Annotated in this window: 13 protein-coding genes; 4 read left to right on the forward strand and 9 right to left on the reverse strand. The window is 69.4% G+C overall.

What is annotated here, in order from left to right; translation table 11 throughout:
- The 9 genes from JWQ91_RS14485 to JWQ91_RS14525 all read right to left on the reverse strand — a co-directional run.
- Positions 1-293 (reverse strand): NADH-quinone oxidoreductase subunit H (locus JWQ91_RS14485; protein ID WP_297785592.1); only part of this gene is annotated, 293 nt, incomplete at its 3' end.
- Positions 290-2,707: an NADH-quinone oxidoreductase subunit G gene (locus JWQ91_RS14490; protein ID WP_297785595.1), complete on the reverse strand. Its 2,418-nt coding sequence runs from the start codon at positions 2,705-2,707 to the stop codon at positions 290-292. The genes JWQ91_RS14485 and JWQ91_RS14490, both read right to left, overlap by 4 nt.
- The gene (nuoF, locus tag JWQ91_RS14495) at positions 2,704-4,029 is read right to left on the reverse strand and encodes an NADH-quinone oxidoreductase subunit NuoF (protein ID WP_297785598.1); all 1,326 of its coding nucleotides are present in this window, start codon (positions 4,027-4,029) and stop codon (positions 2,704-2,706) included. Before nuoF ends, JWQ91_RS14490 begins: the two co-directional genes overlap by 4 nt.
- Positions 4,022-4,810, reverse strand: coding sequence for an NADH-quinone oxidoreductase subunit NuoE (gene nuoE, locus JWQ91_RS14500; RefSeq protein WP_297785601.1), 789 nt, complete (start codon positions 4,808-4,810; stop codon positions 4,022-4,024). Before nuoE ends, nuoF begins: the two co-directional genes overlap by 8 nt.
- A complete protein-coding gene (locus tag JWQ91_RS14505) occupies positions 4,810-6,138 on the reverse strand; it encodes an NADH-quinone oxidoreductase subunit D (RefSeq protein ID WP_297785604.1) in 1,329 nt (442 codons plus the stop codon). Before JWQ91_RS14505 ends, nuoE begins: the two co-directional genes overlap by 1 nt.
- The gene (locus tag JWQ91_RS14510) at positions 6,135-6,884 is read right to left on the reverse strand and encodes an NADH-quinone oxidoreductase subunit C (protein WP_297785606.1); all 750 of its coding nucleotides are present in this window, start codon (positions 6,882-6,884) and stop codon (positions 6,135-6,137) included. The genes JWQ91_RS14505 and JWQ91_RS14510 overlap by 4 nt, the downstream gene beginning before the upstream one ends.
- Complete coding sequence (locus tag JWQ91_RS14515) at positions 6,881-7,435, reverse strand: NADH-quinone oxidoreductase subunit B (protein ID WP_297785608.1); 555 nt, start codon at positions 7,433-7,435, stop codon at positions 6,881-6,883. Before JWQ91_RS14515 ends, JWQ91_RS14510 begins: the two co-directional genes overlap by 4 nt.
- Complete coding sequence (locus tag JWQ91_RS14520) at positions 7,426-7,785, reverse strand: NADH-quinone oxidoreductase subunit A (protein WP_297785611.1); 360 nt, start codon at positions 7,783-7,785, stop codon at positions 7,426-7,428. The genes JWQ91_RS14515 and JWQ91_RS14520 overlap by 10 nt, the downstream gene beginning before the upstream one ends.
- 126 nt (positions 7,786-7,911) lie before the next feature.
- On the reverse strand, positions 7,912-8,967 hold the full coding sequence (locus tag JWQ91_RS14525) for a HoxN/HupN/NixA family nickel/cobalt transporter (protein ID WP_297785614.1): 1,056 nt from the start codon (positions 8,965-8,967) through the stop codon (positions 7,912-7,914).
- A gap of 284 nt (positions 8,968-9,251) precedes the next feature.
- Between JWQ91_RS14525 and JWQ91_RS14530 the strand changes: the two genes are divergently transcribed.
- The 4 genes from JWQ91_RS14530 to JWQ91_RS14545 form a co-directional block, all read left to right on the forward strand.
- Positions 9,252-9,581, forward strand: coding sequence for a hydrogenase maturation nickel metallochaperone HypA (locus JWQ91_RS14530; RefSeq protein WP_297785617.1), 330 nt, complete (start codon positions 9,252-9,254; stop codon positions 9,579-9,581).
- Between the two features lie 44 nt (positions 9,582-9,625).
- A complete protein-coding gene (gene hypB, locus JWQ91_RS14535) occupies positions 9,626-10,381 on the forward strand; it encodes a hydrogenase nickel incorporation protein HypB (RefSeq protein ID WP_297785620.1) in 756 nt (251 codons plus the stop codon).
- A gap of 107 nt (positions 10,382-10,488) precedes the next feature.
- Positions 10,489-11,544 (forward strand): hypothetical protein, encoded by a 1,056-nt coding sequence (locus tag JWQ91_RS14540; protein WP_297785623.1) that lies wholly within the window; start codon positions 10,489-10,491, stop codon positions 11,542-11,544.
- Between the two features lie 24 nt (positions 11,545-11,568).
- A partial coding sequence (locus tag JWQ91_RS14545; protein WP_297785626.1) for a nickel-dependent hydrogenase large subunit occupies positions 11,569-12,119 on the forward strand: 551 nt, incomplete at its 3' end.

Here is a 12,119-nt window from a genome sequence, read left to right on the forward strand (position 1 = left end):
GCCCAGGCCAGGAACGCCGGGATCGTCGCGAGGATCGGCGCCAGGACGTAGACCAGCTTGTCGGCCGCCTTGACGACGACGTCCTCCTTGAGCGCGAGCTTCACGCCGTCGGCGAGGCTCTGCAGGAGGCCGAACGGGCCGTGCACGTTGGGGCCGCTGCGGTGCTGCATCTTGGCCACGACCCGACGCTCGAACCAGATGTTGAACAGCGTGTAGACCAGCAGGAAGACGAAGATCAGCACCGACTTGAGGGCGATGACCCAGAAGGGCTCGTTGCCGAACAGCTCGCTCATGCCGTGGCTCCGCTCAGCGTGACCCGGTCGCCGAAGCCGGCACCGAGCGCCGACCTGAGGCTGACACCGGAGTTGGCCGGCGCCCAGACGACACCGGCGGGCAGGTCCGCGACCTGGGTCGGGAACGTCGCGCTGCCGGCCTCGGTCGAGATCGTGGCGAGTCCACCGGGCTCGACGTCGAACGCCTTGAGCGTCGCCTCGCTGGCCCGCAGGACCGCGGGCCGGGCGGTGGCCTTGTACTGCTCCTGACCGTCCTGGCCGCGGCCGTCGTCGACCAGCAGGCGCCACGCGTCGAGCACGACGGTCCGCTTGGCAGGTGCGACCGTCGTGGGCTCGACCGTCGGGGCGGCCGCGCGGGCACCGTCCCACGGGCCCAGCTCGGTCATCGCGTCGTGCGCGCCGGCGACGGTGCGAAAGCCCAACGGGCGCCCCATCTCCTCGGCGATGCCGGCCAGGACGCGGATGTCGGTCAGCGAGCCCGGCTCGCGCAGGACCGCGCCGAACGTGCGCAGGCGGCCCTCCCAGTTGACGAACGTGCCGGGCTTCTCGACGGTCGGGGCGATCGGCAGGACGACGTCGGCGACGGCGGTGACCTCGCTCTCACGGACCTCGAGGCTGACGACGAAGTCGGCCTTCGCAAGGGCGCCGCGGGCACCGGCCGGGTCGGGCAGGTCGGCGATCTCGACGCCGCCGATCAGCAGCGCCCTCAGCGTGCCGGCGGCGGTGTCGGCCAGGATCGTGGTCGTGTCGCGGCCCGGGCGGCCGGGGATCGTGTCGACACCCCACGCCGCAGCGAGATCGGCGCGGGCCTCGGTGTCCTCGACGGGACGCCCACCCGGCAGCAGCGTCGGGAGGCAGCCGGTCTCGACGGCACCCCGATCGCCCGCACGGCGCGGGATCCACGCGAGCCGGGCACCGCTGCGGCCGGCTGCGGCGACGGCGGCCGAGAGGGCTCCCGGGACCGCGGCGAGCCGCTCACCGGCGAGGATGATCGCCCGGTCGTCGAGCTGCAGCGCGGCCAGGGCGGCGGGCTCGTCACCCGGCACCGTCTGGACGAGCTCGCCGGACAGCTTGGTCAGGCCGCGGGTGCGGTGGCTCGCGATCGCGACGACCTCGACGCCGTGGCGGCGGACCGCCTTGCGCAGGCGCAGGAAGATGCTGCCGGCCTCGTCCTCGGGCTCGAGGCCCACCAGCACGACCGTGGAGGCCCGCTCGAGGTCGGCGAAGCTCACGACGAGCTGCGTCGCGGCGACGTGGGACGCCAGGAACTGCGCCTCCTCGGCGGAGTGGGCCCGGGCCCGGAAGTCGATGTCGTTGGTGCGCAGGACCGTGCGGGCGAACTTGCTGTAGGCGAAGGCGTCCTCGGCCGTCAGCCGGCCACCGGTCAGCACACCGACCCGGCCGTCGGCGGCCGCGAGTCCCCTGGCGGCCACCGCGAGGGCTGCGGGCCACGACGCCGGCTCGAGCTCACCGGCGACGTTGCGGACCAGCGGCGTCCTGATCCGGTCGCCCTGGGTCGCGTAGGTGAACGCGAACCGGTCCTTGTCGGTGATCCACTCCTCGTTGACCTCGGGATCGTCACCCGCGAGGCGGCGCATGACCTTGCCGCGGCGGTGGTCGATGCGGATCGCGGAGCCGCTCGCGTCGTGCTCCGCGATCGACGGCGTCGACACCAGGTCGAAGGGTCGTGAGCGGAAGCGGTAGTCCGCGCTGGTCAGCGCGCCGACGGGGCAGATCTGGATCGTGTTGCCCGAGAAGTAGGAGTGGAACGGCTGCTCCTCGTAGATGCCGACCTGCTGCTGCGGGCCGCGCTCGACGAGGGCGATGAACGGGTCGCCGGCGATCTGCTCGGAGAAGCGGGTGCACCGGGCGCACAGGACGCACCGCTCGCGGTCGAGCAGGACCTGCTCGGACACCTTGATCGGCTTGGGGAACGTCCGCTTGGTCTCGATGAACCGGGACTCGCCCTGCCCGTGGGTCATCGCCTGGTTCTGCAGCGGGCACTCGCCGCCCTTGTCGCAGACCGGGCAGTCCAGCGGGTGGTTGATCAGCAGGAACTCCATGTTGCCGCGCTGCGCCTTCTCGGCGACCGGCGACGTGACCTGGGTCTTGACGACCATCCCGGCGGCGACCTCGATCGTGCAGGAGGCCTGCGGCTTGGGGAAGCCCCGTCCGTTGCCGGCGTCGGTGATCTCGACGAGGCACTGGCGGCACGCGCCGACCGGGTCGAGCAGCGGGTGGTCGCAGAAGCGCGGGATCTCGGTGCCGACGAGCTCGGCGGCCCGGATCACCAGGGTTCCCTTGGGGACGCTGACCTCGACGTCGTCGATCGTCAGCGTCAGGAGCTCGACGGGCGGCTCGGCGTGGGCCGCGACGTCGGCGGGCAGCCCGGCGTCGGGGGTGCTGATGCTCATGCGGACACCTCCTGGGGGAAGAGGGTGGACGCCGCCGGCGGGAAGAGCTCGCTCGACGGCGTGTGCATGCCCTGCTCGAACTCGTCGCGGAAGTGCTGGATCGCCGAGCTGATGGGGCTCGTGGCGCCGTCACCGAGGGCGCAGAAGGACCGGCCGAGGATGTTGTCGCACAGGTCCAGCAGGAGCTCGATGTCTCCCTCCTTGCCCTGGCCGTCGTCGAGCCGCTTGAGCGTCTGCACCAGCCACCACGTGCCCTCACGGCACGGGGTGCACTTGCCGCACGACTCGTGCTTGTAGAACTCGGTCCACCGCAGGACGCACCGCACGACCGAGGTCGTCTGGTCGAAGATCTGCAGCGCGCGGGTGCCCAGCATCGAGCCGGCCGCACCGACCGACTCGTAGTCCAGCGGCATGTCGAGGTGCTCGGCGGTCAGCAGCGGCGTCGAGGAGCCACCGGGCGTCCAGAACTTGAGCTCGCTGCCCTCCCGCATCCCGCCGCCGAGGTCGATCAGCTCGCGCAGCGTGATGCCGAGCGGCGCCTCGTACTGCCCGGGCCGCTTGACGTGCCCCGACAGCGAGTAGATGACGTAGCCCTTGGACTTCTCGGTGCCGAACGCGTTGAACCAGCCCGCGCCGCCGCGCACGATCGACGGGACCGACGCGATCGACTCGACGTTGTTGACGACGGTCGGGCAGGCGTACAGGCCCTCGACCGCGGGGAACGGCGGGCGGAGGCGGGGCTGGCCGCGGCGTCCCTCGAGCGAGTCCAGGAGCGCGGTCTCCTCGCCGCAGATGTAGGCGCCGGCGCCGGCGTGGATCACCAGGTCGATGTTGACGCCGCTGTCCAGCACCCCCTTGCCGTTGAGCCCAGTGCCTGCGTAGCCCGCCTCGTACGCCTCGCGGGCCGCGGCGCGCAGGCGGCGGACGACGTGCAGGACCTCGCCCCGGACGTAGATGAACGCCGTCTCGGCGCGGATCGCGTGGGCCGCGATGAGCGCGCCCTCGATCAGCGTGTGGGGCGTCGCCATCATGAGCGGCATGTCCTTGCAGGTGCCGGGCTCGGACTCGTCGGCGTTGACCACGAGGTACTTCGGCTTGGGGATGTCCTGCGGGATGAAGCTCCACTTCATCCCGGTCGGGAAGCCCGCGCCGCCGCGGCCGCGGAGGCCGGAGTCCTTGACCATCGTGATGAGGTCGTCGGGGGCCATCGTGAGGGCGGTGCGCAGGGCGGAGTAACCGCCGGTGCTCTCGTAGACCTCACGGGTCCACGCGCGGTCGGTGCCCCAGTCCGCGCTGAGGACAGGAGTCAGCGGATCAGTCATCGGTGTCCTCCTCGGCCGAACCGGTCGGCGACTTCTCGATCTGGGTCTCGGTCTCGGCGCGGGAGGTGTCGGCCTGCTCGGCGGCACCCTCCTTGGTCGTCGCGACCCCGTCCGGGCCGGTCGACGCCTGCTTCGCCTCGTCGATCGACGGGGCCGACCAGCCGCGCTCGGCGGCGATCTCGAGGCCCACGAGCGACGCCCCGGCGGCGGTCGGGCCCTCGTCGACGAGCCCGTCCTCGAACCCGGCGAGCACCCGCTCGGCATCCCGCCACGACGTGATCGTGGCGCCGCGGGTGGCCTGCACCGACTCGCCGGCGCGGAGCCGGTCGACGACCTCGATCGCCGACTCCGGGGTCTGGTTGTCGAAGAACTCCCAGTTGACCATCATGACCGGGGCGAAGTCGCACGCCGCGTTGCACTCGATGTGCTCGAGGGTGACCTTGCCGTCCTCGGTCGTCTCGTCGTTGCCGACGTCGAGGTGGCCCTTGAGCCGCTCGAAGATCAGGTCGCCACCCATCACGGCACACAGGGTGTTGGTGCACACCCCGACGTGGTGCTCGCCCATCGGCCGGCGCTTGTACATCGTGTAGAACGTCGCGACGCCCGACACCTCGGCGGCGCTGATGCCCAGGAGCTCGGCGCACACCTCGATGCCCTCGTTGGTGACGTTGCCCTCGACGGACTGGATCAGGTGCAGCATCGGCAGCAGCGCGCTGCGCGCCTGCGGGTAGCGGGCCCCGAGCTCCCGGAGCTCGACCATCGTCGTGTCGGTGAGTGCCATCAGCGGTCCACCCCGCCCATGACCGGGTCGATGCTGGCGATCGCGACGATGACGTCCGAGAGCATGCCGCCCTCGCTCATCACCGAGGTGCCCTGCAGGTTGACGAACGACGGGTCGCGGAAGTGCGCCCGGTAGGGCCGGGTGCCGCCGTCCGACACGAGGTGGCAGCCGATCTCGCCGCGCGGCGCCTCGATCGCGGCGTACGCCTGGCCGGCCGGGACCCGGAAGCCCTCGGTCACGATCTTGAAGTGGTGGATCAGCGCTTCCATCGACTCGCCCATGATGTGCTTGATGTGCTCCGCGGAGTTGCCCTGGCCGTCGGCGCCGACGCTGAGCTGCGCGGGCCAGGCGATCTTCTTGTCCTCGACCATGACGGGCTTGCCACCCATCACGGCGAGCCGCTCGGTCGCCTGCTCGACGATCTTGAGCGACTCCCACATCTCGTCGAGCCGCACGCGGAACCGTCCGTAGGCGTCGGGCTCGTTGCGGGTCACGACCTCGAAGTCGTACGTCTCGTAGCCCCAGTAGGGCTGCTTCTTGCGCAGGTCCCAGTCATAGCCGGTCGAGCGCAGCACCGGCCCGGTCAGACCCAGCGCGAGGCAACCGGCGAGGTCGAGGTGGCCGACACCCTTGAGCCGGCCCTTGAAGATCGGGTTGGCGTTGCACAGCGCGGCGTACTCCGGCAGGCGCTTCTTGAGCAGCGACACCGTCGAGCGGATCTTCTCGATCGCGCCGTCGGGCAGGTCCTGCGCGACGCCGCCGGGGCGGAAGTAGGCGTGGTTCATGCGCAGGCCCGTGATCATCTCGAACACGTCGAGGATCAGCTCGCGGTCACGGAAGCCGCACGTCATGACCGTCAGCGCGCCGATCTCCATGCCGCCGGTCGCCAGGCACACCAGGTGCGAGGAGATCCGGTTGAGCTCGAGCAGCAGGACTCTGATCGCCTGCGCCTTCTCGGGCGCCTCGATGCCGAGCAGCTTCTCGACCGCCATGACGTACGCGGCCTCGTTGGAGAACGGGGCGACGTAGTCCATGCGGGTGCAGAAGGTCACGCCCTGGGTCCAGGTGCGGAACTCCATGTTCTTCTCGATGCCGGTGTGCAGGTAGCCGATGCCGGCGCGGGCGTCGCGGACCGTCTCGCCGTCGATCTCGAGCACGAGGCGGAGCACGCCGTGGGTCGACGGGTGCTGCGGCCCCATGTTGATGACCATGTGGTCACCCTCGACCGCCGAGGCGTCGATCGTGTCCCAGTCCTGGCCCGTGACGGTGAAGACCGGCCCCTCGCTGGAGTCGGTCGTGCCGGCGTACGGATCTGTCGTCTGCGTCATGAGTAGCTCCTCCGCTGGTCCGGCGGTGCGATCGTGCCGCCCTTGTACTCGACCGGGATGCCACCGAGTGGATAGTCCTTGCGCTGGGGGTGACCGGGCCAGTCGTCGGGCATGAGGATGCGGGTCAGGCCGGGGTGGCCGTCGAAGATGATCCCGAAGAAGTCCCACGTCTCCCGCTCCTGCCAGTCGGCGGTCGGGTAGATCGGGACGACGCTGGGGAGGTGCCGGTCGTCGTCGGGGGTCGTGACCTCGAGCCGGATGCGGCGGTTGTGGGTCATCGACAGCAGGTGGTAGGCGACGTGCAGCTCACGGCCGGTCTCGTGCGGGAAGTGGACACCGGAGACGCTGGAGCAGAACTCGAACCGCAGCACGGGATCGTTGCGCAGGTGCGTCACGGTCTCCAGCAGCAGCTGGCGGCGGATGTAGAACGTGATCTCGTCACGGTCGACGACGACCTTCTCGATCGCGTCGGCCAGACCCGTGCCGGACTCGAGCCGTTCGGCGACCTCGTCGTACCAGCCGCCGTACGGCTTCTGGCTCGCGCCGGGCATCATGACGGGCCGCGTCAGGCCGCCGAAGCCGCTGGTGTCGCCGGTGCCGTGGGCGCCGAACGCCCCCTCGCGGATCTCGACGACCTCGAGCTCGGTCGTGCCGGCCCGGACGAGCTCGGCCTGCACCTCGTGCGAGGCGTCCTGGGTGACCTTGCCCGCGTCGCGGGCGTCCTGGTTGCCCTTCGCGTCGGTCATCGCATGAGGCCCTTCATCGCGGAGGTCGGCGTCGCGAGCAGGGCGACCTTCTCCTCCTCCTTGATCTGGGCGAGGCGGTTGGAGCCGAGCTTCTCGTGCTGGATCTGGTCGTGCAGCTTGAGGATCGCGTCGATCAGCATCTCGGGGCGGGGCGGGCAGCCCGGGAGGTACATGTCGACCGGGACGACGTGGTCGACGCCCTGGACGATCGCGTAGTTGTTGAACATGCCGCCCGAGCTGGCGCAGACACCCATCGCGAGCACGTACTTGGGTCCGGCCATCTGGTCGTAGATCTGGCGCAGGACCGGAGCCATCTTGTTGCTGACCCGGCCGGCCACGATCATCAGGTCGGCCTGGCGCGGCGAGGGCCGGAAGACCTCCATGCCGAAGCGCGACGAGTCGAAGCGCGGGGCGCCGAACGTCATCATCTCGATCGCGCAGCACGCGAGCCCGAAGGTCGCGGGCCAGAACGAGGCCTTGCGCATGTAGCCGGCGAGTCCCTCGACCGTCGACAGCAGGACCCCACTCGGCAGTTTCTCTTCTAGTCCCATTCGAGGCCTCCACGGCGCCAGACGTAGGCATAGGCGATGAACACCGTCACCATGAACAGGAACATCTCGATCAGTCCGAACCAGCCGAGCGAGTCGAACGCGACCGCGAACGGGTAGAGGAAGATGATCTCGATGTCGAAGACGATGAACAGCATCGCGATGATGAAGTAGCGGATCGAGATGCGTCCGCCGCCCTCCGGCAGCGGGCTCGGCTCGATGCCGGACTCGTAGCGGTCGAGCTTGGCGCGGTTGTAGCGCTTGGGGCCCGTCAGCGGCGCGATCGCGATGCTTCCGATCGCGAAGAGGGCCGCCAGCCCACCCAGCACGAGCATCGGCGTGTAAGCCGTCACGGCACCTCCCGGGCCTCTACCGACAGAGCGTTGAACCTGAGTGATCGTGCGCTTGTGATTTGGTTCACAACGTGATCACGGTCTCACCCTACGCCCGAGGATCCCCGCGTGTAACTTAGGTCACGCTTACCGGATGGGGATGTCCCGGGCGGAGCCGGCCAGGCCCTCGGTCCATCGCTCCTCGATCCGTCCGACGCGCCAGATCGTCAGGGCGACGACCCAGGTCAGGACGAACAGTCCCACGATCGCGTAGCCGACCTGGTCGAGGTCGATCTCACCGATCCAGCCGACGGGGCCGTGGTCGATCCCGGCCTTCTCGCCCAGCAGCCCGACGAGCTCGATGCCGCCGATCATGAGGGCGACGACGACCGACAGCCCCGTCACGGCCAGGTTGTAGTAGACCTTGCGCACCGGCTTCAGGAACGCCCAGTCGTACGCCAGCCCCATGAACACACCGTCCACGCCGTCGAGCAGGCTCATGCCGGCGGCGAACAGGATCGGCAGGACCAGCAGGGCGTACCACGGCAGGTGGAACGTCGCGGCACCCGCGGCGAGCACCAGGAGCGAGACCTCGGTGGCCGTGTCGAAGCCCAGCCCGAACAGGATCCCGACCGGATACATGTGTCGTGGCTTGCGCACGCGCCTCGTGATCCCACCGAGCAGCCGGTTGATGGCCCCGCGGTTCTGCAGCTGCTGCTCGAGCTCGGCCTCGTCGTAGTCCCCCTGCCGCATCCTGCGGAAGACACGCACGATGCCGAGCAGGACGACCGCGTTGATGAGGCCGATCGCCAGCAGGAACACGCCCGAGACCGTCGTCCCCACGACCCCCGTGGCCTGCTGCAGGGTCGAGGAGTCGTCGTCGACCTGCCGACCGACCGACCGGATGCCGAGGGCGAGCAGGACACACAGCCCGAACACGATCGTGGAGTGACCCAGCGAGAACCAGAAGCCGACCGTCAGGGGGCGTCCGTGGTCGGAACCGTCGGCGAGCAGCTTGCGCGTCGTGTTGTCGATCGCCGCGATGTGGTCGGCGTCGAACGCGTGCCTCATGCCGAGGGTGTACGCCGTGACGCCGAGACCCACGCCGAAGACCCCCGCGCTGCCGAGGTCGAGGTGCTTCGCCGTGGTCAGGGCGAGGAGTCCCCAGCCCAGGAGGTGCAGGAACAGCACGAAGCCGGTCATCGACAGGAGCGTCAGGATCTCCGGACGCTCGAGGCGCCTCGCGGACCGGTCGCCCGGGACCCGTCGTGCTGACCTCTGCGCTGACCTCTGGGCTGGCATCTGGGACCTTCCGTGCAACGGCGTTCCCACCACCGTTTCCCAAGAGCGAATCACTGGCAATAGGCCCGTCCGGGTCATGCGGTCCCGCCGGAACACCGCATCGGCGACGACGGGATCCCGCAGACATTCGTTGCCGTGGATGGGCCGCCGACCTATCGTGAAGGAACCGAACGAGGTGGGTGTCGATGCACGAGCTGGCGATCGCGGAGAGCGTCGTCGAGGCCGTCCTCGGACGCACCGGGGAGCGGCTCGTGACCGTCGTCAGGCTGCAGATCGGCACGCTGTCCGGCGTCGTACCGGACGCCTTGACCTTCTGCTTCGACCTGGCCGTGGCAGGGACCCCGCTCGAGGGCGCCACCCTCGAGATCCAGGAGTGCCCGGGTCGTGTGCACTGTCGCTCCTGCGGACGCGAGGTGGAGAGTGAGGACCAGCTGTTGCTCTGCTCGTGCGGCAGCGCCGACGTCGACGTGGTCGCCGGGCGCGAGCTGCAGCTGACATCGGTCGAGGTGAGGTGAGGGACATGTGCGCGACATGTGGATGTGGGACCGACGAGATCCGGGTGACCCCGGCCCACGGGGCCGAGCAGCACCGGCACGAGCACGGGCACGACCACGGCCACGAGCCCGACGGGCTGCGCACCCACACCCTCGAGCTGGAGCAGAAGGTCCTCGCCAAGAATGACCGTCTCGCCGCGGAGAACCGGGCCCGGATGGCGGCCCGATCGATCACCGCGATCAACCTGATGAGCTCACCCGGGTCGGGCAAGACCACCCTGCTCGAGCGGACCATCACGGAGCTGTCGGTGCCGATCTTCGTGGTGGAGGGCGACCAGGAGACCCTGTTCGACGCCGAGCGGATCCGTGCCGCCGGGGCCCGGGCCGTGCAGGTCAACACCGGTGCCGGGTGCCACCTCGACTCCTCGATGGTCGGGCGTGCGCTGGACGAGCTCGACCCCGCGGACGGCAGCCTGGTCGTGATCGAGAACGTCGGCAATCTCGTCTGCCCGGCGATGTTCGACCTGGGCGAGGACCGCAAGGTCGTGGTGATCTCGGTGACCGAGGGCGACGACAAGCCGCTGAAGTACCCCCACATGTTCGCGGCGGCGAACCTGATCGTGGTCAACAAGCTCGATCTGCTGCCCCACGTCGACTTCGACCCCGGTCGTTTCGCGGCCGATGCACGGCGGCTGAATCCCGACGTCGAGATCATGATCGTCTCGGCCCGGACGGGGGAGAATCTTGCCGCCTGGTTCGCCTGGCTGGGCGATCTCGTCGGCCCTGTGCCGGCGACCCCGCCGCACCTTAGGGTTGACTAACCCCCAGACGCGGGGCGTATCGCTGGAGCTAGCATCGCGCAAGCGAGCCGTACGGTACGACCCCAGCGATGCAGGGGAGATGGTTCGCCCCGGGAAGCGTGGCGACGATGCCGACAGCCGAAGCGACGAAGGCCGAAGACACCCTGATCCACGTCCTGTGGATCAATGCGGGCCTCAGCTGTGACGGGGACTCGGTGGCACTGACCGCCGCCACCCAGCCCAGCATCGAGGAGATCGCCCTGGGCGCCCTTCCCGGGCTCCCGCAGATCGCCGTGCACTGGCCGCTGATCGACTTCGAGTGCGGTCCCAACGGCGGTGCGGACGACTTCCTCGAGTGGTTCTTCAAGGCCGACCGGGGCGAGCTGGAGCCGTTCGTGCTGGTCGTGGAGGGCTCGATCCCCAACGAGCAGCTGCACGACGAGGGCTACTGGTGCGGCTTCGGCAACGATCCGGCGACCGGCCAGCCGGTGACGACGAGCGAGTGGCTCGACCGGCTGGCCCCCAAGGCGACGGCCGTCGTGGCGGCGGGGACCTGTGCGACGTACGGCGGCATCCACGCGATGGCCGGCAACCCCACCGGCGCGATGGGCGTGCCGGACTACCTCGGCTGGGGCTGGAAGTCCAAGGCCGGCATCCCGATCGTGTGCGTGCCCGGGTGCCCGATCCAGCCCGACAACCTCTCCGAGACGCTGACCTACCTGCTCTACATGGCCACCGACCAGGCCCCCATGATCCCGCTCGACGATGCGCTACGACCGACCTGGCTGTTCGGCCAGACCGTCCACGAGGGCTGCGACCGCGCGGGCTACTACGAGCAGGGCGACTTCGCCACCGAGTACGGCTCGCCCAAGTGCATCGTCAAGCTCGGCTGCTGGGGACCCGCTGTGAAGTGCAACGTCCCCAAGCGGGGCTGGATGAACGGCGTCGGCGGCTGCCCCAACGTGGGCGGGATCTGCATCGGTTGCACGATGCCCGGCTTCCCCGACAAGTTCATGCCGTTCATGGACGAGCCCCCCGGCAGCAAGCTCTCGACCAACGCCGTGGGTGTCTACGGCAGCACGATGCGCCACCTCCGGCACATCACGACCCACACGCTCGACAAGGAGCCCAAGTGGCGCAAGCCCGGCAGGACGCTGACGACCGGCGCCTCCCGCACCTGGTAGACCCGACAGAGAAAGGCGGGCGTCATGACGTCGACGATCCCCAGCGGCAAGCGGACCAAGAGCACAGGTCGCGACGACCTGGTGGAGATGGCGTGGGACCCCATCACCCGCATCGTCGGCAGCCTCGGCATCTACACCAAGATCGACTTCAAGCAGCGTGAGGTCGTGGAGTGCCAGAGCACCAGCTCGATCTTCCGCGGCTACTCGATCTTCATGAAGGGCAAGGACCCTCGCGACGCGCACTTCATCACGAGTCGCATCTGCGGGATCTGCGGGGACAACCACGCGACCTGCTCGTGCTACGCGCAGAACATGGCGTACGGGGTCAAGCCGCCCCACCTGGGCGAGTGGATCGTCAACCTGGGTGAAGCGGCGGAGTACATGTTCGACCACAACATCTTCCAGGAGAACCTCGTCGGCGTGGACTACTGCGAGAAGATGGTCTCCGAAACCAACCCCGGCGTGCTGGCCAAGGCGGAAAACACCCGCGCCCCGCATGAGGGGGACCACGGCTACCGGACCATCGCCGACATCATGCGCTCGCTCAACCCGTTCACCGGCGAGTTCTACCGGGA

The organism is Aeromicrobium sp. (assembly GCF_025965075.1).
In the GTDB taxonomy this organism is placed as follows: Bacteria; Actinomycetota; Actinomycetes; order Propionibacteriales; family Nocardioidaceae; genus Aeromicrobium.

Bases quoted from the DNA above. Each gene is read 5' to 3' on its own strand.
- nuoE (WP_297785601.1), bottom strand. From the start codon at position 4,810: ATGGCACTCACCGACACGACGATGGTCGAGCTCCGGGAGCTCGGGGCC.
- nuoF (WP_297785598.1), bottom strand. From the start codon at position 4,029: ATGACTGATCCGCTGACTCCTGTCCTCAGCGCGGACTGGGGCACCGAC.
- JWQ91_RS14540 (WP_297785623.1), top strand. From the start codon at position 10,489: ATGCCGACAGCCGAAGCGACGAAGGCCGAAGACACCCTGATCCACGTC.
- JWQ91_RS14510 (WP_297785606.1), bottom strand. From the start codon at position 6,884: ATGACCGACGCGAAGGGCAACCAGGACGCCCGCGACGCGGGCAAGGTC.
- JWQ91_RS14530 (WP_297785617.1), top strand. From the start codon at position 9,252: ATGCACGAGCTGGCGATCGCGGAGAGCGTCGTCGAGGCCGTCCTCGGA.
- JWQ91_RS14515 (WP_297785608.1), bottom strand. From the start codon at position 7,435: ATGGGACTAGAAGAGAAACTGCCGAGTGGGGTCCTGCTGTCGACGGTC.
- JWQ91_RS14505 (WP_297785604.1), bottom strand. From the start codon at position 6,138: ATGACGCAGACGACAGATCCGTACGCCGGCACGACCGACTCCAGCGAG.
- JWQ91_RS14490 (WP_297785595.1), bottom strand. From the start codon at position 2,707: ATGAGCATCAGCACCCCCGACGCCGGGCTGCCCGCCGACGTCGCGGCC.
- JWQ91_RS14525 (WP_297785614.1), bottom strand. From the start codon at position 8,967: ATGACCGGCTTCGTGCTGTTCCTGCACCTCCTGGGCTGGGGACTCCTC.